The sequence below is a fragment of the Ponticoccus sp. (in: a-proteobacteria) genome (assembly GCF_048381735.1).
On the sequence record NZ_JBLXGL010000005.1, the window covers coordinates 76,339 to 100,562 of the forward strand.

The 24,224-nt window shown below is 67.4% G+C and carries 24 protein-coding genes; 12 read left to right on the forward strand and 12 right to left on the reverse strand.

What is annotated here, in order from left to right; genetic code table 11:
- Positions 1 to 4: 4 nt before the first annotated feature.
- The 4 genes from ACN5KJ_RS11250 to ACN5KJ_RS11265 all read left to right on the forward strand — a co-directional run bounded on the left by ACN5KJ_RS11250 (position 5) and on the right by ACN5KJ_RS11265 (position 4,080).
- Entirely contained in the window at positions 5 to 529 is a 525-nt protein-coding gene (locus ACN5KJ_RS11250; RefSeq protein WP_418594019.1) for a GNAT family N-acetyltransferase, read from the forward strand.
- Between the two features lie 69 nt (positions 530 to 598).
- A complete protein-coding gene (gene obgE, locus ACN5KJ_RS11255; RefSeq protein WP_418594021.1) occupies positions 599 to 1,645 on the forward strand; it encodes a GTPase ObgE in 1,047 nt (348 codons plus the stop codon).
- Positions 1,633 to 2,739 carry a glutamate 5-kinase gene (gene proB / locus ACN5KJ_RS11260; protein WP_418594023.1) on the forward strand — a complete coding sequence of 369 codons (1,107 nt, stop codon included), beginning with the start codon at positions 1,633 to 1,635 and terminating at the stop codon, positions 2,737 to 2,739. Before obgE ends, proB begins: the two co-directional genes overlap by 13 nt.
- Before the next feature lie 75 nt (positions 2,740 to 2,814).
- Positions 2,815 to 4,080 carry a glutamate-5-semialdehyde dehydrogenase gene (locus ACN5KJ_RS11265; protein WP_418594024.1) on the forward strand — a complete coding sequence of 422 codons (1,266 nt, stop codon included), beginning with the start codon at positions 2,815 to 2,817 and terminating at the stop codon, positions 4,078 to 4,080.
- A 38-nt stretch (positions 4,081 to 4,118) separates the two neighbouring features.
- Here the strand turns inward: ACN5KJ_RS11265 and ACN5KJ_RS11270 are convergent, their stop codons facing one another.
- A complete protein-coding gene (locus ACN5KJ_RS11270) occupies positions 4,119 to 4,724 on the reverse strand; it encodes a histidine phosphotransferase family protein (protein ID WP_418594026.1) in 606 nt (201 codons plus the stop codon).
- Between the two features lie 29 nt (positions 4,725 to 4,753).
- Here ACN5KJ_RS11270 and ACN5KJ_RS11275 point away from each other — a divergent pair, with 29 nt between their 5' ends.
- The 3 genes from ACN5KJ_RS11275 to ACN5KJ_RS11285 all read left to right on the forward strand — a co-directional run bounded on the left by ACN5KJ_RS11275 (position 4,754) and on the right by ACN5KJ_RS11285 (position 6,651).
- Positions 4,754 to 4,936 (forward strand): DUF3553 domain-containing protein, encoded by a 183-nt coding sequence (locus ACN5KJ_RS11275; RefSeq protein ID WP_023850929.1) that lies wholly within the window; start codon positions 4,754 to 4,756, stop codon positions 4,934 to 4,936.
- A 144-nt stretch (positions 4,937 to 5,080) separates the two neighbouring features.
- Positions 5,081 to 5,833 carry a GNAT family N-acetyltransferase gene (locus ACN5KJ_RS11280; protein ID WP_418594203.1) on the forward strand — a complete coding sequence of 251 codons (753 nt, stop codon included), beginning with the start codon at positions 5,081 to 5,083 and terminating at the stop codon, positions 5,831 to 5,833.
- Entirely contained in the window at positions 5,830 to 6,651 is an 822-nt protein-coding gene (locus ACN5KJ_RS11285) for a lysophospholipid acyltransferase family protein (RefSeq protein WP_418594027.1), read from the forward strand. Before ACN5KJ_RS11280 ends, ACN5KJ_RS11285 begins: the two co-directional genes overlap by 4 nt.
- Before the next feature lie 60 nt (positions 6,652 to 6,711).
- On the opposite strand, the gene ACN5KJ_RS11290 is transcribed toward ACN5KJ_RS11285, so the two are convergent.
- Entirely contained in the window at positions 6,712 to 7,329 is a 618-nt protein-coding gene (locus ACN5KJ_RS11290) for a thiamine phosphate synthase (RefSeq protein ID WP_347167846.1), read from the reverse strand.
- A 145-nt stretch (positions 7,330 to 7,474) separates the two neighbouring features.
- On the opposite strand from ACN5KJ_RS11290, the gene ACN5KJ_RS11295 reads away from it, so the two are divergent.
- Positions 7,475 to 8,224 (forward strand): RNA methyltransferase, encoded by a 750-nt coding sequence (locus tag ACN5KJ_RS11295; protein ID WP_418594028.1) that lies wholly within the window; start codon positions 7,475 to 7,477, stop codon positions 8,222 to 8,224.
- 105 nt (positions 8,225 to 8,329) lie between these two features.
- Here ACN5KJ_RS11295 and ACN5KJ_RS11300 read toward each other — a convergent pair whose 3' ends face one another.
- Complete coding sequence (locus ACN5KJ_RS11300; RefSeq protein WP_418594029.1) at positions 8,330 to 8,647, reverse strand: SH3 domain-containing protein; 318 nt, start codon at positions 8,645 to 8,647, stop codon at positions 8,330 to 8,332.
- Between the two features lie 255 nt (positions 8,648 to 8,902).
- Here ACN5KJ_RS11300 and ctaA point away from each other — a divergent pair, with 255 nt between their 5' ends.
- Both ctaA and ACN5KJ_RS11310 read left to right on the forward strand, forming a co-directional pair.
- Entirely contained in the window at positions 8,903 to 10,054 is a 1,152-nt protein-coding gene (gene ctaA, locus ACN5KJ_RS11305) for a heme A synthase (RefSeq protein ID WP_418594031.1), read from the forward strand.
- Positions 10,051 to 11,526: a carboxypeptidase M32 gene (locus tag ACN5KJ_RS11310; RefSeq protein ID WP_418594032.1), complete on the forward strand. Its 1,476-nt coding sequence runs from the start codon at positions 10,051 to 10,053 to the stop codon at positions 11,524 to 11,526. The genes ctaA and ACN5KJ_RS11310 overlap by 4 nt, the downstream gene beginning before the upstream one ends.
- Before the next feature lie 226 nt (positions 11,527 to 11,752).
- Here the strand turns inward: ACN5KJ_RS11310 and ACN5KJ_RS11315 are convergent, their stop codons facing one another.
- Positions 11,753 to 12,151, reverse strand: coding sequence for a DoxX family protein (locus ACN5KJ_RS11315; RefSeq protein ID WP_206564973.1), 399 nt, complete (start codon positions 12,149 to 12,151; stop codon positions 11,753 to 11,755).
- 105 nt (positions 12,152 to 12,256) lie between these two features.
- Complete coding sequence (gyrA, locus tag ACN5KJ_RS11320; protein ID WP_347167841.1) at positions 12,257 to 15,001, reverse strand: DNA gyrase subunit A; 2,745 nt, start codon at positions 14,999 to 15,001, stop codon at positions 12,257 to 12,259.
- A gap of 189 nt (positions 15,002 to 15,190) precedes the next feature.
- On the opposite strand from gyrA, the gene ACN5KJ_RS11325 reads away from it, so the two are divergent.
- A complete protein-coding gene (locus ACN5KJ_RS11325) occupies positions 15,191 to 15,460 on the forward strand; it encodes an usg protein (protein ID WP_347167840.1) in 270 nt (89 codons plus the stop codon).
- A 113-nt stretch (positions 15,461 to 15,573) separates the two neighbouring features.
- Here the strand turns inward: ACN5KJ_RS11325 and ACN5KJ_RS11330 are convergent, their stop codons facing one another.
- The 4 genes from ACN5KJ_RS11330 to ACN5KJ_RS11345 all read right to left on the reverse strand — a co-directional run bounded on the left by ACN5KJ_RS11330 (position 15,574) and on the right by ACN5KJ_RS11345 (position 20,143).
- Positions 15,574 to 17,844 carry a transglycosylase domain-containing protein gene (locus ACN5KJ_RS11330; protein ID WP_418594034.1) on the reverse strand — a complete coding sequence of 757 codons (2,271 nt, stop codon included), beginning with the start codon at positions 17,842 to 17,844 and terminating at the stop codon, positions 15,574 to 15,576.
- Positions 17,845 to 18,091: 247 nt separating this feature from the next.
- Positions 18,092 to 18,646 carry a YSC84-related protein gene (locus tag ACN5KJ_RS11335; RefSeq protein ID WP_418594035.1) on the reverse strand — a complete coding sequence of 185 codons (555 nt, stop codon included), beginning with the start codon at positions 18,644 to 18,646 and terminating at the stop codon, positions 18,092 to 18,094.
- 269 nt (positions 18,647 to 18,915) lie between these two features.
- Positions 18,916 to 19,914 (reverse strand): porphobilinogen synthase, encoded by a 999-nt coding sequence (hemB, locus tag ACN5KJ_RS11340; protein WP_418594037.1) that lies wholly within the window; start codon positions 19,912 to 19,914, stop codon positions 18,916 to 18,918.
- Positions 19,915 to 19,981: 67 nt separating this feature from the next.
- Complete coding sequence (locus ACN5KJ_RS11345; protein WP_418594038.1) at positions 19,982 to 20,143, reverse strand: hypothetical protein; 162 nt, start codon at positions 20,141 to 20,143, stop codon at positions 19,982 to 19,984.
- Positions 20,144 to 20,372: 229 nt separating this feature from the next.
- On the opposite strand from ACN5KJ_RS11345, the gene ACN5KJ_RS11350 reads away from it, so the two are divergent.
- Positions 20,373 to 20,894, forward strand: a complete 522-nt coding sequence (locus tag ACN5KJ_RS11350) for a component of SufBCD complex (protein ID WP_418594039.1) — start codon at positions 20,373 to 20,375, stop codon at positions 20,892 to 20,894.
- A 535-nt stretch (positions 20,895 to 21,429) separates the two neighbouring features.
- On the opposite strand, the gene ACN5KJ_RS11355 is transcribed toward ACN5KJ_RS11350, so the two are convergent.
- The 3 genes from ACN5KJ_RS11355 to ACN5KJ_RS11365 are packed head-to-tail and all read right to left on the reverse strand — an operon-like array spanning position 21,430 to position 24,150.
- A complete protein-coding gene (locus ACN5KJ_RS11355; protein ID WP_418594041.1) occupies positions 21,430 to 22,722 on the reverse strand; it encodes a branched-chain amino acid ABC transporter permease in 1,293 nt (430 codons plus the stop codon).
- Positions 22,719 to 23,729: a branched-chain amino acid ABC transporter permease gene (locus tag ACN5KJ_RS11360; RefSeq protein WP_418594043.1), complete on the reverse strand. Its 1,011-nt coding sequence runs from the start codon at positions 23,727 to 23,729 to the stop codon at positions 22,719 to 22,721. Before ACN5KJ_RS11360 ends, ACN5KJ_RS11355 begins: the two co-directional genes overlap by 4 nt.
- 37 nt (positions 23,730 to 23,766) lie before the next feature.
- On the reverse strand, positions 23,767 to 24,150 hold the full coding sequence (locus tag ACN5KJ_RS11365; protein WP_418594045.1) for a hypothetical protein: 384 nt from the start codon (positions 24,148 to 24,150) through the stop codon (positions 23,767 to 23,769).
- Between the last annotated feature and the right edge of the window lie 74 nt (positions 24,151 to 24,224).

Consider the following 24,224-nt stretch of genomic DNA (forward strand, 5'->3'; position numbering starts at 1 on the left):
GCCCATGCTCCGGACAGAGCGGCTGGTCCTCCGGCCTGTTCGGGCCGGAGACGCGGACTGGATCGCGACAGAAATCGCACGGCCCGAGGTGCAGCAATGGCTCACCTCGCCGCCGCACCCCTACAGGCTGGCGCATGCACGGGATTTCATCGCGCGCTTCGGCAGCGGCCCCGGCACGCGCGTCATCGACGCGGGCGGGACATCCTGCGGCGTGATCACCATCGAGGCGGCGAACAGCTTTGCCGATGACCGGTCCGAGGGCTGGGAACTGGGCTACTGGCTGCGCGTCGATGCCTGGGGCCGCGGCCTGATGACAGAGGCGGCGCGGGCCATGCTGACCGATCACCGCGCACGCCACCGGGCCACGATCCACTCCGGCTGGATCACCGGAAACGCCGGCTCCGCGCGGGTGCTGGCCAAGCTGGGCTTCCTCGGCCCGACCGAAACGCTGCGCCGCCATGCGCATTTCCGGGGCGGTCCGGTGCCGGTCGAACGGGTCCATCTGCCCGCCGATGCGCCGCTGCCGTGATGCGGCCTCGCTTGTTCCCCTGACCAAAACCCGTTAAGCGCGGGCCAGCCCTGACGAAAGCCACCACCCATGAAATTCCTCGATCTCTGCAAGGTCTACATCCGCTCCGGTTCGGGCGGCAACGGCTGCATCTCTTTCCGGCGCGAGAAGTTTATCGAATTCGGCGGCCCGGATGGCGGCGACGGCGGCACCGGCGGCTCTGTCTGGGTCGAGGCGGTGGACGGGCTGAACACGCTCATCGACTTCCGCTACCAGCAGCACTGGTTCGCGCAGAACGGGCAGGGCGGCATGGGCCGCAACCGCACCGGCAAGGATGGTGACGACATCGTGCTGCGCGTGCCCGTGGGCACCGAGATCCTCGAAGAGGACGAGGAAACCGTGGTGGCCGATCTCGCCACGCTGGGCGACCGTGTGCTTCTGGCCAAGGGCGGCAACGGCGGCTGGGGCAACCTGCGCTTCAAGACCTCCACCAACCAGGGGCCGCGCCGCGCCAACCCGGGGCAAGAGGGCGTCGAGCGCACGCTCTGGCTGCGGCTGAAACTGATCGCCGACGTCGGATTGGTGGGGCTGCCCAACGCGGGCAAGTCCACCTTCCTCGCCGCGACATCGAACGCGCGGCCCAAGATTGCCGATTATCCCTTTACCACGCTGCACCCGAACCTCGGCGTCGTCTCGGCGGACGGACGCGAATTCGTCGTGGCCGACATCCCCGGCCTGATCGAGGGCGCGCACGAAGGCCGCGGCCTGGGCGACATCTTCCTCGGCCATGTCGAACGCTCCGCCGTGCTGCTGCACCTGATCGACGGCACCTCGGGCACGCTGATCGAGGACTGGCAGACCATCTGCGACGAGCTTGACGCCTATGGCGCGGGCCTGTCGGACAAGCCGCGCGTGACGGTGCTGAACAAGATCGACGCGCTGGACGACGAGGAACGCGCCTTCCTCAAGGAAGAACTCGAAGCGGCGGGCGCCAGGGACGTCATGCTGATGTCGGGCGCCACCAACGAGGGTGTGACAGAGGTGCTGCGCGCCCTTGCGCCCCATGTTCAGGCCCGCCGCGCCGCCGATCGCCCCGCCGACCCCGACGCGGAGGAGGACGGCTCGTGGCAACCCTGACCGACGCGCGCTGCGTCACGGTCAAGATCGGCTCCGCCCTCCTGGTGGACCGTGAAACGCGCGGGCTGCGCGCGGGCTGGCTGGCCGCCATCGCCGAGGACGTGGCGGCGCTGAAGGCGCGCGGCGCCGAGGTGATCCTCGTGTCCTCCGGCTCCATCGCGCTGGGGCGGCAGGTGCTGGGCCTGAGCGAACCCGACCTGCCGCTGGAACAAAGCCAGGCGGCGGCGGCGGTGGGGCAGATCCGCCTCGCCCGGGCCTGGGAGGACGCGCTGGCGCCGCACGGGCTGACCGCCGCGCAGCTGCTTCTGACGCTCGAAGACACCGCCGACCGGCGCCGCTACCTGAATGCGCGCGCGACTCTGGCGACCCTTCTGTCCCATGGCATCGTGCCCATCGTGAACGAAAACGACACGGTGGCCACCGATGAAATCCGCTACGGCGACAACGACCGGCTCGCGGCGCAGATCGCCGTCACCGCAGGCTCGGACCTGTTGGTGCTGCTCTCGGATGTCGACGGGCTTTACACCGGCAATCCCGCCAGCGATCCCGCCGCGCAGCACCTCGCCGTGGTCGACCAGATCACACCCGAGATCGAGGCCATGGCGGGCGACGCCGGGTCCGGCCTGTCCAAGGGCGGCATGAAGACCAAGGTCATGGCGGCCAAGACCGCCACCGCCTCGGGTTGCGCCATGCTGATCGCCCACGGCGCCGCGCCGCACCCGCTGCGGCGGATCATGGAGGGCGAGCGCACCACGCTTTTCACCCCGCAGCTGGACCCGCATGCAGCCCGCAAGCGCTGGATCGCCGCGATGAAACCGCAGGGCACGCTGGTCATCGACGCGGGCGCCAGCCGCGCGCTGGCCTCGGGAAAATCGCTGCTGCCGGCGGGTCTGACCCAGGTCGAAGGCGGCTTTGGCCGTGGCGATCCGGTGACGATCCGTGCGCAGGACGGCACCGGTCTGGGGCAGGGGCTGACACGCTATACCGCCGCCGAAGCCCGCGCCATCGCCGGCCACCAAAGCGCCGAGATCGAGACCATCCTCGGCTATCCGGGCCGGGCTGTGCTGGTCCACCGCGACGACATGGCGCTCTGACCGAAGCGCTTTGCGCCCTCTGCTTCTTCTTGGTAAAAATACCTCACTGAACGCTCTCCAAAAAAGGCCAGACCGATGAAGGATCTCACCGACATTCCCGCCCTGATGCATGACATCGGCGCGCGTGCGCGTGCGGCTGCTGGGGATCTCGCCTTTGCCCCATCCGAGGCCAAGCAAAAGGCGCTGGAGGCCGCCGCCGATGCGGTTTGGGCGCGCCGGGCCGAGATCGTCGCGGCCAATGCCAAGGATCTCGACTTCGGCCGCGAAAAGGGCCTGACCGAGGCCATGATGGACCGGCTGGTCCTGACCGAGGACCGCATCAAGGGCATCTGCGACAGCCTTCGGACGGTGGCGGCGCAGGACGATCCGGTCGGCGCCGTGACCTCTGAATGGGACCGGCCCTCGGGCCTGCACATCCAGCGCGTGCGCACCCCGCTGGGCGTTGTCGGCGTGATCTACGAATCGCGCCCCAACGTGACGGCGGATGCGGGCGCCCTGTGCCTGAAGGCGGGCAATGCGGTGATCCTGCGCGGCGGCTCGGAAAGCTTCCATTCCTCCGGCGCCATCCACGCCTGCCTTGTGGAAGGGCTGAAGGCGGCGGGCCTGCCCGAGGACGCGATCCAGTTGGTGCCGACGCGCGACCGGGCCGCCGTCTCCGAGATGCTGACCATGACCGATTTTATCGACGTCATCGTGCCGCGTGGCGGCAAGGGCCTCGTCGGGCTGGTCCAGCGCGAGGCGCGGGTGCCGGTCTTTGCCCACCTCGAAGGCATCGTGCACATCTACCTCGACAAGGAGGCCGACCCGGTCAAGGCGCTGGCGGTGGTCCGCAACGCCAAGACCCGGCGCACCGGCATCTGCGGCGCCGCCGAATGCCTGCTGATCCACCGCGACGTGGTGGATACCATCGGGCAGGGCGTGATCCGCGCGCTGCTCGAGGCCGGGGTCGAAGTGCGCGCCGACGAAACCCTGCGCGCCATCGAGGGCACGCAGGAGGCGACCGCCGACGACTGGGGCTGCGAGTATCTTGACATGATCATCGCGGCGAAGGTCGTCGAGGACATCGACGGGGCGATCGCGCACATTCGTCGCTATGGGTCGAACCACACCGACTGCATCGTGACAGAGGATGACGCCGCCGCCGACCGCTTCTTCCAGCGCCTCGATTCGGCGATCCTGATGCGCAACGCCTCGACCCAGTTCGCCGATGGCGGCGAGTTCGGCATGGGCGCCGAGATCGGCATCGCCACCGGCAAGATGCATGCGCGCGGCCCGGTGGGTGCGGAACAGCTGACCAGCTTCAAGTATCTCGTGACCGGCGACGGCACGGTGCGCGGCTGACACCGCAAGGCGTGCCGGGCCCCGCCTGGTCCGGCGCGTCAGGCGATCTTGATCGACAGGGTCTCGTCGCGAAGCCGTGCCAGAAGCTTCTGGTCGCGGTCCTCCGCAAGGACGGCCAGCAGCACGAAATGCACCCGGTCGGGGGTGGGGTTTTCCAGCGGCGCGGCGCCGTTCAGGTGGTCCCACAAAGGCTGCTCGACCTTCAGGCGCGGTCCCTCGGCCCCGATCGACCAACCGGCGGCATCGCGGTCGAAGCGCACCCTGCCGCCCTGCGGAAGGGCGCTTTCACAGCACAGGAACGCAAGGAAGGCCAGTTGCACCTCGGCCCGGGGCAGATCGGCCTGGATCTGCCAGTCGACGCTGGTCCGGCTGTCCTTCAGCAGCGATTCGAAGATCGACAGGACCTCGCGCCGCCCCATCATCTGGGTCAATCCGGCACTGCCGAAGGCGACTCGGAAGAAGCGGATGCGGGCGGTGGCATTGCCGCAGCTCTCGTGGATCAGCTCCATCTCCGGCCCCGAGGCATCGCCGCCGGAAAGCGCCAGAAGCTCCAGCCCGTTCTGGATTGCGCCGATGGGGCTGATAAGGTCGTGACACAGGCGGGACCCCACGAGGGTCGCAAGATGGGCGGTGCTGAGGGACATGGTTTGCTTTGCCTTGAAAGGTTAGTTTTATGAACGACATCAATTCTTTACTCGAACCGGGCATGCTTGTCCGGCACCCCGGGCAACCGGATTGGGGCCTGGGGCAGGTGCAATCCAACATCGGCGGCCGGATCACCGTGAACTTTCGCGAGCAGGGCAAGGTGGTCCTTGATGGCGCCCGCGTCACGCTGGTCCCGGTCTACGATGGTTAAGCTATGGTATCACCGGTTGAAAAATAGTTAAGCCGACACAGGGGAAAGTCGGAGATCGCGCGGGCGCGCGCTCTGGCGGCAAGGGTTGATATGGCCCGCGCGCTTCTTTACGAGGCGGTCGGCGGCGCAACAGGGAGCGAAGGCATGGGCGAGGGCACGCAGGCGATCTCGGTCCGGCTGGCGCGGGACTCGGCAGAGATCGCGGCGGCACAACGGTTGCGCTACGAGGTCTTCGTCGAGGAACTGGGCGGCGACGGGCCGCTGGTCGACCACGGGGCGCGGCTGGAAAAGGATCGCTTCGATCCCTTCTTCGACCATCTTCTGGCGCTCGATGGCGACCGGGTGATCGGCGTCTACCGGCTGCTGCGCCAGGATCAGGCCGAGGCCGCCGGCCAGTTCTATTCCGAGGACGAATACGACCTGACCGCGCTCAAGCGCAGCGGGCGGCGCCTGCTGGAACTGGGTCGATCCTGCCTGCATCGCGATTATCGCGGCGGCACGGCGATGTTCCAGCTGTGGCAGGGGCTGGCGGACTATGTGCTGGCGCATGGGATCGAGGTGCTCTTCGGCACCGCCAGCTTTCACGGGACGGATGTGGAGGGCCTTGCCGGACCGCTGTCCTTCCTGCACCACCGCCACCTCGCCCCCGCGGATCTGCGGGTGCGCGCGCGGGCCTTCCAGCCCATGGACCTCGTGCCCGAAGCGGCCATCGACCGGCGGCAGGCGATGCGCGAGATCCCGGCCCTGATCAAGGCCTATCTGCGGCTGGGCGGCTGCGTGGGCGAGGGTGCCTTCATCGACCACGCCTTCAACACCACGGATGTCTGCCTTGTCATGGACACCGCCCGCATGGATGGTCGCCAGCGGGCGCTTTACACCCGGGGCAGCGCGGAATGAGCGCCACATGGGACGGCGGCGCGCCGCCACCGGCGCCCCGGCGCGGCGTGGGGGGCGCGCTGCGGATCGCCCTGCGCGCGCCCGCCATGCTGCTGGTGCTGACCGGGGGCATGATCGTCCTGATGGGCCTGAGGCTGCTGGAGCGGCCCTTCTGCGGGTTACACCGCCCGCTGTCGCCGCATGTGACCGTGGCGGTCTGCCGGACGGTGCTGCGGATCATCGGGCTTCGGGTGGCGCGGAGCGGGCCGGGCATGGCCGGCCCCGGCGCCATCGTCGCCAACCATACCTCCTGGCTGGATATTTTCGTGCTGAACAGCCTCGGGCCGGTCTATTTCGTATCGAAGGCCGAGGTGGCGGGCTGGCCCGGCATCGGCTGGCTGGCGCGGGCGACGGGGACCGTCTTCATCAACCGCGACCGCCGCGAGGCACAGGCCCAGACGCGGGTGTTCCAGGACAGGCTGATGGCCGGGCACCGGCTGCTGTTCTTCCCCGAGGGCACCTCGACCGACGGGATGCAGGTTCTGCCCTTCAAGACCACGCTCTTCGCGGCCTTCCTCGCCGATCCCCTGCGCGACCGGTTGCAGGTGCAGGCCATGAGCCTGCGCTACCATGCGCCCGAAGGCCGCGACGCGCGGTTCTACGGCTGGTGGGGAGACATGGAATTCGGGCCGTCGCTGCTGATGGTGCTGGCGCAGGCACGGCAGGGCCGCGTGTCGGTGGTGCGGCACCCGGTGCTGCGCGTGGCCGAGACGGCGGACCGCAAGAGCCTTGCGCAACGGCTGGAGCAACAGGTCCGAGACGGCCACCGGTCCGGCTGAGCAGCCCGGAATTTTCCAAAAATTCCGGACCGAATTTCCCGTGGAAATTCGCGGCCCGTCTCAGCCGCGGCCCAGAAGGCCGCGCAGCGCCGCCAGCGGGTCCTCGGCCTGCCAGATCTCTTCGCCGACCGACAGGAAGTCCGTGACCTGCGACAGCTCGGCCACCGCCTCGGCGGTCAGCCCGCCCTCGGCCACCACCGGCACTTCGATCATCTCGGACCACCATTCGAACAGGGCGCGTTCCGCCAGCGCGCCGTCCCCCAGCACGCCCGAAACGGGACCGAAAGAGACATAGTCCGCCCCGGCCTCTCCGGCGTTCATGCCGTCGTGGCGCGACTGCCCGCAGAAGGCGCCGACGATGGCATCCGCCCCCAGCGTCTTGCGTGCCGCCCGGACAGAGCGCGCGCCGTCCAGCAGGTGCACCCCGTCAAGGCCCAGCCGGTCGGCCAGCACCACATGGGTGTCGATCACCAGCGCCACCTCTGCCGCATGGGCGACCTCGCGCACGGCGTCGGCGGCGCGCGTCAGGCGATCCTCGTCGCGGGTCGCCAGCGACAGGCGCAGGCAGGCGATCTCTTCGCCCTCCAGCACCCGGGCGAGCTGGGCGGGAAAGCTGCCGAGGTCGAACTCGGGCGGTGTCACGAGGTAGAGCTGCGGCGCGGCGGCGGTGTCGGTCATCGTCTGGTCCCGTCTGGTCAGGGGGTCTCATATCGGCTCCAACCGCCTTTGACCATGGGATTTGTCGTGGCGATGCCTGTCCCGGGGCCTTGCCCGCGGGCCTGCGCTTGTCTAGGCAGGCGCGACCCTGATCCCGGAGGACTCCATGGCAACCGGCACCCCCCAACCGGCCTTCGTGCTGGTGCGCCCGCAAATGGGCGAGAACATCGGCGCGGCGGCCCGCGCCATGTGGAACTTCGGCCTCGACCGCATGCGGCTGGTGGCGCCGCGCGACGGCTGGCCCAATCCCTCCGCCGTGGCCATGTCCTCGGGCGCGGGGCGGCTTCTGGACGAGGCGCAGCTGTCGGAGGATATCGCCGGCGCCGTGGCGGATTGCTCGTGGGTTCTGGCCACGACCGCGCGCCCGCGCGACATGACCAAGACCGTCTACACCCCCGAGGCCGCCATGGCCGAGACCGCGCGCCGGATCGCTGCGGGCGAGAAGGTGGCCGTGCTCTTCGGGCCGGAGCGGGCGGGGCTGGAGAACGAGGACGTGGCGCAGGCCAATGCCATCGTCTCGGTCCCCGTCAACCCGGCCTTCGCCTCGCTGAACCTTGCGCAATGCGTGCTGCTTTGCGCCTACGAGTGGCAGCGCGCCACCCAGGAGGCCACGCCGGTGGTCGAGGCGCTGGCGGGCACCGAGTTCGCCGCCCAGCACGAGGTCGACCATCTTGCGCGGCACTACGAGGAGCGGATGGAAGAGGCGGGCTTCTTCTTCCCCGCCACCAAGGCCCCGGCGATGAAGCTCAACCTGCGCAACATGTGGTCGCGGATGCCGCTGACCCGCGCCGACGTGCAGATGCTGCACGGGATGATGCGTCAGATCGTGCGCTGGAAAGACAAAGACGCGGACTGAGACGGGGCTCAGTCCGCGAGGGCACCGGACCGGTCAGGGAGGAGGCACCGGTCGGGTGCGTTCGACAGGATCGGCGCGGGCCCGGGCCGGATCCCCGTCAGGCGATCAGTAGCCGTAGCCGCCGCCGTGGTGCTTCTTCTGGTGGGTCTTGTACTGCGGCTTCTGGTAGCAGCTCTTGCCCTGCAGGTACTTGGCGGAGACCCAGTAATAGTTGTGCTGGTAGGCGACCTTGGCCCAGCCGTGCTTGTAGGCCACCACATGCACCGGGGTGCAGGGATTGAAGGTGCCCAGGACGTGGTAATGGGTGCCGGGGCCCGAGCGGGCGTTCAGGGCGCTGTGGCCGACCCAGGCCTGGGTCGCGGAGGCGGCGGAGGCACCAAGGGTTGCGGCGGCGATAATGGCGGAGGCAATGAGGGTTTTCATGGGATGAGATCCTTTGGACGATGTCTTTGGTGATGTGATCCTGGGAACTGTCTGTCTTGGCACTGGTCTGCGTATCTGGTGCCTTCAATCTACCGTCCGCGCCCCTGTCCCATAAGTCCGGAAAGCCTGACTGCGGTATTCCTGACCCTCTGTCGCGCGGCTTCGAACCGGGTTGCGCGTGCTCGGCGCGGCATAGCGCCTCGCTTGAAGCCCCGCGTCACCGGCACTAGTGTCCGCGCGAAACCGGAGGGACCGATGGCCACAAATCGCAAGCTTTTCGAGGAAGTCGGGGAGGGCGGACGCCCGACCCAGCCACCGGCGGGCGGCATGATCGACGCCGGACGGCGCGGGGCGCGGGGCGCCATCCGCGCCTGGCTGTGGGTGCTGTTCGCGCTGGTCGTGGTCATGATCGCCGTGGGCGGCCTGACCCGGCTGACGGATTCCGGCCTGTCGATCACCGAATGGCGGCCTGTGACCGGCGCCCTGCCGCCGCTGAACGCCGAGGCCTGGGCCGCGGAGATGGAGAAGTACCGCCAGTCGCCGCAATACCAGTTGCAGAACCAGGGCATGAGCCTGTCCGAGTTCCAGTTCATCTACTGGTGGGAATGGGGCCACCGGCAGCTTGGCCGGGTCATCGGTCTTGTCTGGGCGGCGGGCTTCCTGTTCTTCCTCGTCACGAAGAAGATCCCGACGGGCTGGAATTCCCGCCTGCTTCTGCTGGGGGTCCTCGGCGGCGCGCAGGGGGCGATTGGCTGGTGGATGGTGTCCTCGGGGCTGGTGGGCGAGCGCGTCAGCGTTGCCTCTTACCGGCTGGCCACGCATCTTGGCCTTGCCTTCGTGATCCTCGGCTTCATCGCCTGGTACGTCTATTCGCTGGGCCGCGAGGAACGCGTGCTGATGCAGGCCCGCAGGCTGGCGGAGCCGAAGCTCTTCAGCATGTCCACGGGCCTCTTGCACTTCGCCTTCCTGCAGATCCTGCTGGGCGCGCTGGTGGCGGGCATCGACGCGGGCCGCAACTATCCCAGCTGGCCGCTGATGGAAGGCGCGCTCTGGCCGTCGGACATGCTGGTGCTGGAGCCGCTCTGGCGGAACTTCTTCGAGAACGCGGGTCTTGTGCAGTTCATGCACCGGATGGCGGGCTACCTGCTGGCGGTCTTTGGCGTGGTCGTCTGGCTGCGCGGGCGCCGCTCTCCGAACACCGACACGCGGTACCGGTTCAACGCCGTGCTTGCGGCATTGCTCCTGCAAGTGGCGCTGGGTATCGTCACGGTTGTTTATGCGGCACCCTGGCACGTGGCGATCCTGCACCAGCTGGGCGCGGTGCTGCTGTGGGCGGTGATCCTGCGGGCGCGTTTCGCGGCGCGGTATCCGGTGGAACAGTCGGTGAGGGGACGAAAGACGGCATGACGGCATACGACAACTTGATGGCCTTCCAGCGTGACACAGAGGCGCTGGCGCAGATCGCCGGTCGGCTCAGCTGGGATCAGGAGACGATGATGCCGCGCGGCGCGGCGGACCAGCGCAGCGACGAGCGCGCGGCGATGGAGGCGGTGCTGCACCAGCGCCGCACCGATCCGCGCATCGGCGACTGGCTGGCGCAGGTGGGCCAGCCCGAGGAACCGGTGGCCGCAGCCCAGGTCCGCCACATCCGCCGCAGCTATGAGCGCGCGGCGCGGGTGCCGGAGAAGCTGGCCAGCGACATCGCACGGTTGGTCAGCCGGGCGCATGTGGTCTGGGCCGAGGCCCGCGCCGACGACGATTTCGCCGCTTTCGCGCCGGTCCTGAAAGAGGTCGTGGCCCTGCGCCGGGCCGAGGGCGAGGCTCTGGCGGATGGCGGCGACACCTACGATGCGCTGTTGGACGACTACGAACCGGGGGCGAAGGCCGCCGATCTTGTCGAGATGTTCGGCGCGCTGCGTCCCCGGCTGGTCGCCCTGCGCGAGGCGGTTCTGTCGAAGCCGCCGATGCCGGGCCTTACCGGCAGTTTCGACGAGCAGGGGCAGATGAAACTGTCGCGCCTGCTGGCCAAGACCTTCGGCTACGACATGGCGCGCGGGCGGGTGGACAAGGCCGTGCACCCCTTCAGTTCCGGCAGCGGCGACGACGTGCGCATCACCACCCGCACCGTGCCGCTGGAGCCTTTCAACTGCCTTTACTCGACGATCCACGAAGTCGGCCACGCCAGCTACGAGCAGAACATCGATCCGGCCTACCGGCTGACCCCGCTGGGCGGGGGCGTCTCCATGGGCGTCCACGAAAGCCAGAGCCGCATCTTCGAGAACCAGCTTGGCCGCTCGCGCGCCTTCTGCGGCTGGCTCTACGGCCAGATGCGCGACACCTTCGGCCCCGACATCGGCGTTTCGACCGAGGAAGACTTTTACCGCGCGGTGAACCGGGTCCAGAACGGCTATATCCGCACCGAGGCGGACGAGTTGCAGTACAACCTGCACGTCCTTCTGCGCTTCGATCTGGAACGCGCGCTGATCTCGGGCGATCTTGCGGTGGACGACCTTGAAACCGCGTGGAACGACCGCTTCGAGGCGGACTTCGGCTTTGCCGTCGACCGGCCCGCGCATGGCGTCCTGCAGGATGTGCACTGGTCGGCAGGGCTGTTCGGCTATTTCCCGACCTACTCGCTGGGCAATGTCTATGCGGGATGCCTTTATGCGGCGCTGCGCAAGGCGGTGCCGGATCTCGACGAGGGGCTGGCGCGCGGCGACACCTCGGCTGCGACGGGCTGGCTGCGCGAGAACCTGCAACGCCACGGCGGGCTCTACAGCCCGCGCGCGGTGATCGAGCGCGCCGCGGGTCAGGTGCCCTCGGAAGGGCCGCTGCTGGACTATCTCGAAGAGAAGTTCTCGGGCCTCTACGGGCTGTAACGCAGTGCGGACCGCGCCGCCCCGGGTCGTGGCGCGGATCTTCAAACGACGGGGGCAGGGTGCGAAACCCTGCCCCCGCCGGGCGCCATGCTGTTCGTGAGTGATGGAACGCCGTACCGGTGCCGTTCCGATCAGCCTAGCGCGAAGTCGGCGCGTGGTCCCCTATGCTTTGGAATAGGTTTGCCGCATTCGCGGATTCCCTGAAAACAGGTAGCGGGATCGGGGATCACGCCGGAACGGCTGTGCCCCAGCCCAGGCGTCGATCCACCGACCATGCGCCCGCGCCGGTGATCGCGATCGCCAGGTAACCGCCGGCCAGCGCCATGTTCTTCAGGAAGTTGGTCATCTGTGCCGGGTCCGCGGGCGAGTGAAACATCACCGCCGTCGCCACCGAGAACAGGCCAAGCGCCAGCGCGGCCGGTCGGGTCAGCAGGCCAAGGATCAGGGCCAGCCCGCCAAGGATCTCGAACAGCACCACCGGCCATGCAAGGAAGGCGGGCACGCCGCCCGAGGCCATGTAACCGGCAAAGCCCTGCACATCGGCCAGCTTGCCCCAGCCCGCCACGAGAAACAGCAGGCCAAGGAGGATACGGGCAACCAGAAGCCCGGAATTCTGAAGTGTCATGTCATCGGTTCCTTGATGGAATGGTAAGATGACCGGACACTTATCACTGTGCGGACTGCAGGGAATTCCCGCAGTCCAAACAGGGATGGTGCATGAAAGCGCAGATTACTCTGCGCTTTCACCCTCGACTTCTCCGCCGTCCTCGTCGCCCTGGTCGGCGATCCAGGCAACAGAGACCACGGTTTCCCCGGCGCCGGTGTTGAACACCTTCACGCCGCCCGCGCTGCGCGAGCGGAAGGAAATGCCGTCCACCGGCACCCGGATCGACTGTCCCTTCGAGGTCGCCAGCATGATCTGGTCGCCCTGTTCCACCGGGAAGGAGGCGACGATATCGCCGCCGCGCATGCTTTTTTCCCAGGCGGTGACGCCCTGACCGCCGCGTCCGCGCACCGGGTAGTCGTGCGAGGAGGACAGCTTGCCAAGGCCCTTGGCGGTGATCGTCAGGATCAGGTTCTCGACCGCCGACATCTCGGCGTAGCGTTCCTGCGGCAGCGGCGCGTCGGCATTGCCCTCTTCGTCGGCGGGCTCGTCCTCTGTCACGCCCGCCATCAGGCGGCGCATCTTCAGGTAGGACGCGCGCTCGTCCGTGTCTGCCTCGAAGTGGCGGATCACCGACATCGACACGACCTCGTCGCCATTGGTCAGGCGGATGCCCCGCACCCCGGTCGAGTTGCGCGAGTTGAAGACCCGCACCTCTGGCACCGGGAAGCGGATCGCGCGGCCCGAATTCGTCACCAGCATGACGTCGTCATCCTCGGAACAGATGCGCGCGTTGATCAGGCGGGTGTTCTCGTCCTCGCCCTCGAACTTCATCGCGATCTTGCCGTTGCGCATGACGTTGGTGAAATCCGACAGCCGGTTGCGGCGGACAGAACCCTTGGAGGTGGCAAAGACGATCTGAAGATCGTCCCAGTCGCTTTCGTCCCGGTCCACCGGCATGATCGCCGCGATGGAAACCCCGGTCGGGATCGGCAGGATATTGACGATGGCCTTCCCCTTGGAGGTGCGTCCGCCCAGCGGCAGGCGCCATGTCTTCAGCTTGTAGACCATGCCGTCGGTGGTGAAGAACAGCAGCTGCGTGTGGGTGTTGGCGACAAACAGCGTGGTGACCGCGTCGTCCTCTTTCAGCCCGCCGCCCGACAGGCCCTTGCCGCCACGCTTCTGCGCGCGGAAGTCGGCCAGCGCGGTGCGCTTGATATAGCCGCCCGCAGTGACGGTGACGACCATGTCGGCGCTCTCGATCAGGTCCTCGTCGTCCATGTCGCCGGCCCAGTCGACGATCTCGGTCCGGCGGGGGACGGCGAATTCGTCGCGCACGGCGACCATCTCGTTGCGGATGATCTCCATGATCCGGTCGCGCGAGGACAGGATGTCGAGGTAGTCCTTGATCTTGGCCGCCAGCTCTTCGAGCTCGTCGGTGACTTCCTTGACGCCCAGTTGCGTCAGGCGCTGCAGGCGCAGTTCCAGGATCGCGCGGGCCTGCGTTTCCGACAGGTTATAGGTGCCGTCGTCATTGGCCCTGTGGGTCGGATCGTCGATCAGCGCGATATAGGGCAGGATTTCCTCGGCGGGCCAGCGCCGGGTCATCAGCTTTTCGCGTGCCTCGGAGGCATCGACCGAGGCGCGGATCGTGCGGACCACCTCGTCGACATTGCTGACCGCCACGGCCAGACCGCAGAGGATATGCGCCCGTTCGCGCGCCTTGCGCAGCAGGTAGGCGGTGCGCCGCGCGATCACGTCCTCGCGGAAGTCGAGGAAAGCGGTCAGGAAGGTGCGCAGGGTCAGCTGTTCCGGCTTGCCGCCGTTCAGCGCCAGCATGTTGCAGCCGAAAGAGGTCTGCATGGGCGTGAAGCGGAACAGCTGGTTCAGCACCACCTCGGCGGTGGCGTCGCGCTTCAGTTCCACGACGACCCGCACGCCGTCGCGGTCGGATTCGTCCTGCACGTGGGCGATGCCCTCGATCTTCTTGTCGCGCGCCGCCTCGGCGATGCGCTCGATCATCGTCGCCTTGTTCACCTGATAGGGGATCTCGTCGATGACGATGGCGTAGCGGTCCTTGCGGATCTCTTCGATGCGGGTCTTGGCGCGGATGATGACACTGCCACGGCCCTGCGTATAGGCCTTGAAGGCGCCAGAGCGGCCAAGGATCACGCCCCCGGTGGGGAAGTCCGGCGCCGGGATGTATTCGATCAGCGCCTCGGAGGACAGGTCGGGGTTCTCCATCAGCGCCAGCGTCGCGTCGATCACCTCGCCCAGGTTATGGGGCGGGATGCGGGTCGCCATGCCGACCGCGATGCCCTCGGAGCCATTGACCAGCACGTTGGGATATCTGGCAGGCAGAACAGTGGGTTCCATGCGTTCGTTCGCGTAGTTCGGAACGAAGTCCACGGTCTCCTTGTCGATGTCTTCCAGCAGGCTTTCGGCAACCTTTTGCAGGCGGCTTTCGGTGTACCGGTAGGCGGCGGGCGGATCGCCGTCCATAGAGCCGAAGTTGCCCTGACCGTCGATCAACGGCAGCGACATGGAAAAGTCCTGCGCCATCCGGACCAGCGCGTCGTAGACGGCGGAGTCGCCATGCGGGTGATAGCGGCCCATGACGTCGCCGACGGCGGTGGCGCATTTGCGGTAGGGCTTGGCCCGGGTCTGGCCGTTCTCCCACAGCGTATAAAGGATGCGCCGGTGCACGGGTTTCAGGCCGTCGCGCAGATCGGGAATCGCCCGGCTGACGATGACGCTCATCGCGTAGTCGAGATAGCTCGACTTCATCTCGTCTTCGATCGAGATCTGTGGCCCCGCGGGGGGCTTGCGAATTTCGTCTTCGTTTTCAGGGGGTTCGGGCGTATCGCTCACGTCGTGGGCCTGCTTGTTGTTCTGCCATATCTTGTTGGCGAGACTATATCAGATGCAGGATATGGGGTGCAATGGCGGCCCGGGCGGCCAGATTGGCAGCCAGCGCCCTTGGTGGCTAACACACTGTTTTTGTTGAAAAGTTAACCGGCACGCGGCAGCCTGATATGACAGGTTGCAAGAGGGTACAAGATGCAGATGTCGGAAACCGAAATGATGCTGAAGGGCTACGGGCTGACCACGGCGGAATTCTTTTATCACATGCCGGATTATGCCCATGTTCTCAATACCTTCGTCTGGCAGGACTATGACATAGCCCCGGATCATCCGCGGCTGTTCAGGTTCATCGACTTCTGGAAGGAAGAGATCGAGGGGCCGCTGCACTCGATCCGCTTTACCCACCGCAGGATGATCTCTCCGGGCGAGTGGCAGAACGTGGTGGGCGAATTCACCTATCATTGACGGAAGGGCGCGGGCGGATGGTCGGCCCCGGGTGCCCGCAGTGCAGCGGCGCCCCCTTGGATCATCGGTCGACACGGCGCAGGGCAAGGCCGGGCCGGGTCATGCCGGGGGCGTCAGCGCAGCAGGTCCTCGGTGCACAGCCGTCGTGGGCCGCCGCCGTAGGGCTGATAGGTGCAGTCCGAGGCGCGGAACGAGCGGAAGGCCCGGTCGCAGGCGCGGATATTGCATTGCCCCTGCGCGGCGGGCTGGGCGATCGACTGGATGACAACCTCCCTCAGCGAGGCGTTGTCACTGTTGCGCAGCCGTTCCTGCAGGGCGGCGCGCAGGGGCGCTACCTCGCGCGGGCTGAGGACGCCGTTATCCTCCAGCCGGGACAGCGCGGCCCCAAGCGCGTCGGTCTGGCCGGGTTCGGCGAAGGCTATCGCACCATCCCCGGCCACGTGCCGCGCGGGGCGGGTGTCGTCAAGGTCCTCTGGCAGATCGGCGCCCCCGGCGATCAGGCCAGCGTCGGGCGATTGGGCGGCCTGCAAAGCCGCAAGCTGGAACGAGGCCCAGATCTGCGCGGGCAGGGTGCCGCCGGTGACCTCGTCCATCGGGCTGTTGTCGTCATTGCCGACCCAGACGCCGACGATCAGCTCTTCGGTCCAGCCGACGAACAGTGCATCGCGGAAGTTCTGGCTGGTGCCGGTCTTGCCCACGGCACCCGGCACCTCGGCCACGGCACTGCCGGTTCCCTTGGTGACGGCGCCGCGCAGCAGGGCGGTCATGGCGTCCCGATGCGACAGCAGTTCGGCGGCGCGGCCCGAGGGCGCCGGTTGGGTCCAGTCGAAGGGGTAATAGGCGCGATCCGCACCGGCGGTGACCCCTTCGACGAAATGCGCCCGAAAGGGGGCCCGACCGGTGGCGATGGCGCCATAGGCCTCTGTCAGCTCCAGCAGCGACAGGCCCGAGGCGCCAAGCGCCAGCGAAGGCGTTTCAGACAGCGCCGCGTCGATGCCAAGCAGGCGGGCGGTCTCGGCGACCCTGTCGATGCCGATGTCCATGGCCATGTGGACCGTCGCAGCGTTGAGCGACTGCGCGAAGGCACTGGCCAGCGTCACCTCGCCATGAAAACTTCCGTCGAAGTTCTCGGGGGTGTAGCCGTCGATGTCCACGGGCCGGTCGGCGAGGCGGCTGTCGGGGCTGTAGCCCTCGGCAAGGGCGGTGAGATAGGCGAAGGTCTTGAAGGTCGACCCGGGCTGGCGCTGCGCCTGTGTCGCACGGTTGAACTGGCTGGCGTCGTAGTCCTTGCCGCCGACCAGCGCCGCGACACTGCCATCGGGCCGCAGTGCCACCAGCGCGGCCTCGGTCGGCAGGCCGGACAGATGGGCCTGCACGGCCTGTTCCGCTAGCCGCTGCAACTGCGGGTCCAGCGTGGTGCGCAGCGCCTGTGGATCGGTGAAGCGTTGGGCCAGTGCGTCGGCCCGGGCCATGACCACGTCGGCGAACCAGCCGCCATAGGGCTTTTCGCCGATTGCGGGGCGCAGAACCATCAGCTCGGCCTGCGCCGCATTGGCCCGCGCCTCGTCGATCATGCCCGCCCGCTGCATCAACCGGATCACCAGTTGCGCGCGGCTGCGCACGGCCTCGGTGTCGCTGCGCAGGTTCAGGACCGAGGGCGCCTTGATCCCGGCGGCGAGTATCGCGCTTTCCGCCAGCGTCAGCGCTTCGACAGGTTTGCCGAAGTAGACCTGCGCGGCGCTTTGCACGCCATAGGCGCCGCTGCCCAGATAGATCCGGTTGAGATACATTTCGAGGATCTCGTCCTTGCTGTGACCGGCCTCCATCTCGCGGGTCAGAAGCGCCTCGTGCAGCTTGCGGCTGTAGGTGCGTTCGGGGGCGAGGTAGGTGATCTTGACCAGCTGCTGGCTGATTGTGCTGCCGCCCTGCACGATCCGGCCCGCCGCGGCATTGGCCCACAGCGCGCGCGAGATCGAGCGGAAGTCGAGCCCGCCGTGGCTGTGAAAGCGCTGGTCCTCGATGGCGATGACCGCCTGTTCGAGGTGATCGGGGATGCGGTCCAGGGGGGCGTGATCGGCGTGGCGCTGGCCGCCGGTAAACAGCGGCGCACCGCCGCTGTCCTCCATGCGGATCGGCTGGGCGCGCAGCGCTTCGAGATCGTCGAGGTCGTCCAGCGAGGCGACCGCCACGGTGCCTGCGGCGGCGCTCAGGATGAGGACGGAACTGGCGGCCAGCGCGGCGCGCGCCTTCCAGCCAGAGCGCGACAGCTGGCCCGTGGCCTTGCCCAGCAACCTGCGCGCCGCCTGTTGAAGTTGTCTGGCCCGGGGGGCCTTCGCGGCAGGGGTGCGATTGTGCTGGCTGGACGGCGCGTCGTGGCGGTGCATGTGGGTCTCCCTCGTCGGAAGGTCAATGCACCATGGCCAATCCTGTTCCCGCCCTTGGCAGGGATCGATCACAATTTCTCGGGGTTGCGGATGATTTCTTCACAAGGGCACCGCCCAAGGGTCGAATGCGCGCCGCAAATGCCTTTGCGGGATCAATACGAAAACGCCCCCGGTCTGTCCGGGGGCGATCCATGGGCCTTCGGGGCCGAAGCGAATGGTCCGGGGCGCCGGACCCGCGCGGCCGCGCTCAGGGAATGATGCGGGTGTATTTCACGCCTTCGAGGGTCGCACCGACGCGCAGGCCGCTTTGACCGAAGATCACCGCGATCACCGGCGCAAGCGAGGTCGTGGTCTCGGCCGAGAGGGTGCCGCCCTTTTCCGGGGTCGCGTACAGGATATTGGCGCTTGCCGCGTAGCCGCCCGAGCGGCGGAAGGTTTCCAGCGCGTCCTGGGTCATGAAGAACAGGACATGCGCGTATTGCTGCGCGCCGATCTGCAGGCCGCCGCTGGCCTTGACCATCGAGTAGTAATCCACCGTCGCGCCGCCGACCCGCAGCGCGCCGCTGCCATAGGCGCCGCCCAGCCCCAGCCCGGCCTCGGTCACCAGCGGCATGACCAGAAGGCCCGCCGCCTTGGCGCCCAGATCGCGGGTACCGGGGTAGTTGCTGTACATCTGCGACAGCGTCGAATCCACGCGCGCGTCGATCTTTGCCGCGCCCGATCCGCCGATGCCGTTCACGCAGGCGCCCGTCAGCAGCGTGGCGCCAAGGCCCATGGCCACAGTTCGTCTGTTGAATGTCATAGTCCGCTCGTCCTTGCCGATGCCTCTGGTTCCGGCTGTGCCGCCGGTTGGTGGCGATCTTACGCCTGTGGACAAGGCTTGTCACCGCCGATTGTGGGGGATCGGCAGCGAACCGCTAAGGATGGGAGGGCAGGGGGCTTGACAGGGGCTGCGCGCGCCTCTGCCGGGGCCGGGCGCCCGCCGCAAGCCCGCGCAGGGATTCGGTCTGCAAGGGGGCGCCCCGGCGCGTCGGCCCGGGGCGCCGTCCTGGGGCGCGGGGCGATCCTGCCTCAGCCGTTCAGCAGGCGGGCGGCGGCGGGGGCAAAATAGGTCAGCACGCCGTCGCAGCCCGCGCGCTTGAAGGCGGTCAGGCTTTCCATCATGGCCTTTTCGCCATCGATCCAGCCGCGTTCCGCGGCCCCCGCCAGCATCGCGTATTCGCCGGACACCTGGTAGGCGAAGGTCGGCGCGCCGAACTCTGTCTTGGCGCGGCGGCAGATGTCGAGATAGGGCATCCCGGGTTTGACCATGACCATATCGGCGCCCTCGGAGAGGTCGCGTTCAATCAGGCGCATCGCCTCGTTGGCATTGCCGGGGTCCTGCTGATAGCTTTTCTTGTCGCCCTTCAGCGCGCCGGAGGCACCCAGGGCGTCGCGGAAGGGGCCGTAGAAGGCCGATGCGAATTTCGCCGCATAGCTCAGCAGCAGGACGTTTTCGTGGCCCCGGGCTTCCAGTTCCGACCGGATCGCGCCGATGCGCCCGTCCATCATGTCCGAGGGCCCGATGATGTCGGCGCCCGCATCGGCCTGGCTGAGCGCCTGCTTGACCAGCGCCTCGACGGTGCGGTCGTTCACGATCTGGCCGTCTTCGAGATAGCCGTCGTGGCCGGTGATATTGTAGGGATCGAGCGCCACATCGGTCATCACGGCCAGCTCGGGCACCGCCGCCTTGATGGCGCGGGTGGCCTTGTTCGACAGGTTCTCGGGGTTCCAGGCCTCGGCGCAGTCCTCGGTCTTCAGCGCCGGGTCGGTATAGGGAAAGAGGCAGATCGCCGGGATGCCGAGGGCATGGGCCTCGCGCGCGGCCTCGACCACCTTGTCGACCGACAGGCGGTTGACGCCGGGCATCGAGTGGATCGGTTCCGACACGCCCTCGCCGTCGCGCACGAAGACCGGCCAGATGAAATCGCCGGGCGTCAGCGTGGTTTCCGCCACCAGCGCGCGCAGGGCCGGGGTGCGGCGGGTGCGGCGCAGGCGGTTGGCGGGGAAGGGGGCTTGGGTCGGTCGCATCGGCGCTCTCCTTGGATTGCGCATCAGACATGCCTTCCTTGCCCGCGATAGTCCAGAGGCCGCCCCGTCAGGCCGCCTGCAAGAGCGGGCCGTCGTGGATCTCCTGCGCCTGCGCCTCGGTCAGGGGAGCGTGGCTGCGGTCGGAGGGCCAGAGCACCGGGTCGGTGCGGTCCATCCAGCGTTCGGGTTCGGGGGTGCGGGGGTGCAGGTGGGCTCCGCATCGGCGCATGCGGCAGCCTGCGCGTATTCCAGCGGCATTGCGGTCTCCTTCGGGTTTGGTTGTGCTGCCGGTCCTGAAACGGCCCGACACCCGGTCCAGGCCCAGACGCGCGGTTCGGTTCCAAAATCAAGCGACCTGATGGCGGGTTTGACCAGGGTCGGGAGGCGAGGGCGCGTGGCCCCTATGCAATCGGGCAAGTGCAGGCTAGAAATCGGGAAAATAATAGGGGCCCGGGCACGTGGATTGGTACAGCACCGTATTCGAAGTGATCGACATGCGATCCTTCTCGAACCTGTGGTTCTGGATCTTGCTGGCGGTCTTCTGGTCCTCGACCAGCCACTGGGTGCTGGGCGTGCCCTTCGACATGGTCGCCCGCGCGCGACGGACTGGCGGTCAGGCGGCGCGCGATCTGGAAGACCTCGCGCGGATCAACTGCAACCGGGTGCTGTTCATCGTCGAGGAATCCGGCCTCTGGCTGGCGGCCATCGTGCCGGCCATCCTCGTGGGGCTTGGTCTGCTGGGGTTCTGGTACCGGATCGAGCTGGCGCAGGCGCTGTTCCTGCTGGCCTTCCCGATGACCTTCGTGGGCCTCTTGAGCATCGTCTCGGCGCGGCGCATCCGGGACGGCGAAGGCGAGGGTGCGGCACTTTGGCGGCGGCTGCGGATCCACCGGATGCTGACGCAGGTCATCGGGATGATGTCCATCTTCGTGACCGCGCTCTGGGGGATGTACCAAAACCTGTCGGCGCATGTGCTTTGACGGCGCATGCCCCCTGAGGGGGCGTGATCCAAAGGAGTGCTTCCGCACGCTCTTTTGACGTGCGCGGCGGCGTGACATGTCCGGTCCGGCGCTGGCGCGGGCCGAACGCGCGCCCGGCTTCCGAATTCACCAGAACGAAGCCCTTCGGTCCTGTGCCATCCCTCCCCTTTGCCCGGCCTGCCGTAGCCGCCTTCGCGCATCAAGCGGAATGGCCGTCTCCCCGTTCCGGGGCCCCTCGGCAATTCCGCCTGACCCGCTGCGGCGTCTGCGGCTGTCGGGCCGCAGGCGAGGGATGGCTCCGGAACGAAGCGTGTCGGGCGGTGCGCGGCGGATAGCGGACGGGTGCCCATGGGGTCGGGAGCACAGATGCCCCCGCGCGAAGCACTGCCCCGGAAAAATGCCCTGTCCGGCCTCAGTGCTTTCTCTGTAAAAGCGGACGGCAGGCACGCCCGGTCGGGCATGTCTGCGGTTCTGTGTTCCCGGCACGAGGGTGCGGCGCGGCCCGGATCCGATATGCGGTTCCAGGCCTGCTGTGTCAGCGTTCCGGCAGCAGGCCGCGCGGGCTGAAGCGCAGCACAACCAGCAGGATCACCCCCATGGTCAGAAGCCGCATGTGCTGGACGCTGTCGCGCAGATGCTCCTTGAGGAACGAGCCGTCGGGCAGGGGCTGCGTCAGCGCGGTCATGAAGCTGGGGCCCAGCACCTCGACCTGCACCCAGAGGAACCAGATCAGGAAACCGCCCAGCACCGCGCCGAGGTTGTTGCCAGAGCCGCCGACGATCACCATGACCCAGATCAGGAAGGTATAGCGCAGCGGCTGGTAGGAGGTGGGGATCAGGAGGCCGTCCAGCGTCGTCATCATGGCGCCCGCGATGCCGCAGATCGCCGAGCCCAGCACGAAGACCTGCAGGTGGCGGAAGGTCACGTCCTTGCCCATGGCGCGGGCCGAGACCTCGTTGTCGCGGATCGCCCGCATCATCCGGCCCCAGGGACTGTTGAGCGCCAGTTGCGCCAGCACCAAGAGCACGATCAGCACCGCGGCGAACATCAGCCCGTAGCTGATCTTGACATAAAGCGTCGAGGCCGAGACCGGATCAAGCCCGAAGCTGGCGGCCTTTTCGATGAAACCGGGATCGTTCTGCAGGTCGATCTCGCGCGGGACCGGGCGGGGCAGGCCGTTGACGTTCTTGACGCCGCGGCTCAGCCATTCCTCGTTCTTCAGGATGGCGATGATGATTTCAGAGATGCCCAGCGTCGCGATGGCAAGATAGTCGGAACGCAGTCCCAGCGCCGTCTTGCCGATGATCCAGGCCGCGCCCGCCGCCAGCAGGCCGCCGACGAACCACGAGAAGACCACCGGCAGGCCGAGACCGCCGAGAAAGCCGGTGCCCGCCGGGTCGACCGCCTCGATGGCATCGACAGCGGGGTCGCGTACCATGCGGTAGAGCACGAAGCCGACGATCAGGATGGCAATGACCAGCCATTTGTTGCGGGTGCGTTTCCAGGCCATCACGGTCGCGGTCATCACCGCCGCGCCCAGAACCAGCGCCCCGATGGCGCGCAGCCCGCCCGCCGACCATGCGTCGGGCACCGGGGCTACAGAGGTCAGGACGACGGCGAGGCCGCCCAGGGCCACGAAGCCCATGACGCCCACGTTGAACAGCCCGGCGATGCCCCATTGCAGGTTCACGCCCAGCGACATGATCGCGCTGACCAGCCCCATGTTGAGGATCACCAGCGCCAGGTCCCAGCCCTGGAGGATCCCGGTGCCGACGATCAGCAGCGCCACGAAGCCGAAGAGGGTGAATGTACGGACGGTCGGGTTCATACGGATTTCCCCTTGAAGAGGCCGGTGGGCTTGAACAGCAGCACCACGACGAGGATCACGAAGCTGACGGCGAATTTGTACTCTGTCGCCATCAGTTGCAGCAGGCTGTCGGGCGCGAGGCTTTCGGGCAGCGCGTAGCCCAGCACCTTCTTCCAGGCATAGGTCACGGCGACCTCGGAAAAGGCGATGACAAAGCCGCCGGCGATGGCGCCCAGCGGGCTGCCCAGGCCGCCGACGATGGCCGAGGCGAAGATAGGCAGCAGAAGCTGGAAGTAGGTGAAGGGCTTGTAGCTCTTGTCGAGGCCGTAAAGCACCCCGGCCACGGTGATCAGCGCCGCGACGATCAGCCATGTCACCTGTACGACGCGCTCGGGGTTGATGCCGGACAAGAGCGCCAGATCCTCGTTGTCGGAATAGGCGCGCATGGACTTGCCGGTGCGGGTCTTGTTGAGGAACCAGAACAGCAGGGCGACGACGATGATCGCGGTGACGACGGTGATGCCCTGCGTGGTCTTGATCGCCAGCCCCTCGGCCAGGCCGGTGCTTTCCTTGAACTCGCGGGCATTGATGATGAAGCGCTCGCCATCGGCAAAATACTGGTCATCGGCACCCAGAACGAAGCGCGTGAGGCCGTTGTAGATGAACATCACCCCGATCGAGACGATCACGAAGACCACCGGCTTGGCCTTCTGCGCCCGGTAGAAGCGATAGACCGTGCGGTCGGTGATCAGCACCAGCGCGGCGGTGGCGGCGATCCCGAAGGGGATGGCCAGCAGCGCCGTGGGCAGGGGGCCAAGGTTGATCCCCATCGACTGGAACCACCAGGTCACCAGGATCACCGACATGGTCCCGAAGGCCATGGTGTCGCCGTGCGCGAAGTTCGAGAACCGCAGGATGCCGTAGATCAGCGTCACCCCCAGCGCGCCCAGGGCCAGCTGCGAGCCATAGGCGATCGCAGGCACCAGCACGAAGTTCGAAAGCGCCACGATGGCGTTCAGCAGGTCCATTTTAATCCCATCCCCGCCCGGGTCTGCCCCGGGTTCTTCATTCTGCGGTTATCTTGCACGTGCCGTGATAGGTCACGACCGAAAGGTCCTTTGCGAAATGCACGCTCAGCTTGGCATAGCCATTGTCGGCATTCGACATCATGTAGCTGGCATTGGCGTCGCTGGCGCTGACCACCAGCACGTCGTTGACGATCTGCGCCGCGCCCGGCGCATCCCCGGTGCCAAGGTGCAGCACGGCCTCTCCCGGCATGGTGCGCGGAATCTCGAGGTCATGCCCGAACTGCGCGAAGGTGCAGGGCTCTTCCTCGAAACACTCCGAGGTATAGTCGCAGACCATGGTCGAGGCGCCTTGCTGCTCGATCACCTGGGCACTCGCGGCACTTGCCGTCAGAGCCAGAAGGGCAGCGCATCGGTTTCTCATGTCACGTCTCCTCGCGTCGTCCTGTTCCCTCGACTGGCCCCGCGTCAGCCGCGCCATCGGGTGCCCGGGTCAGC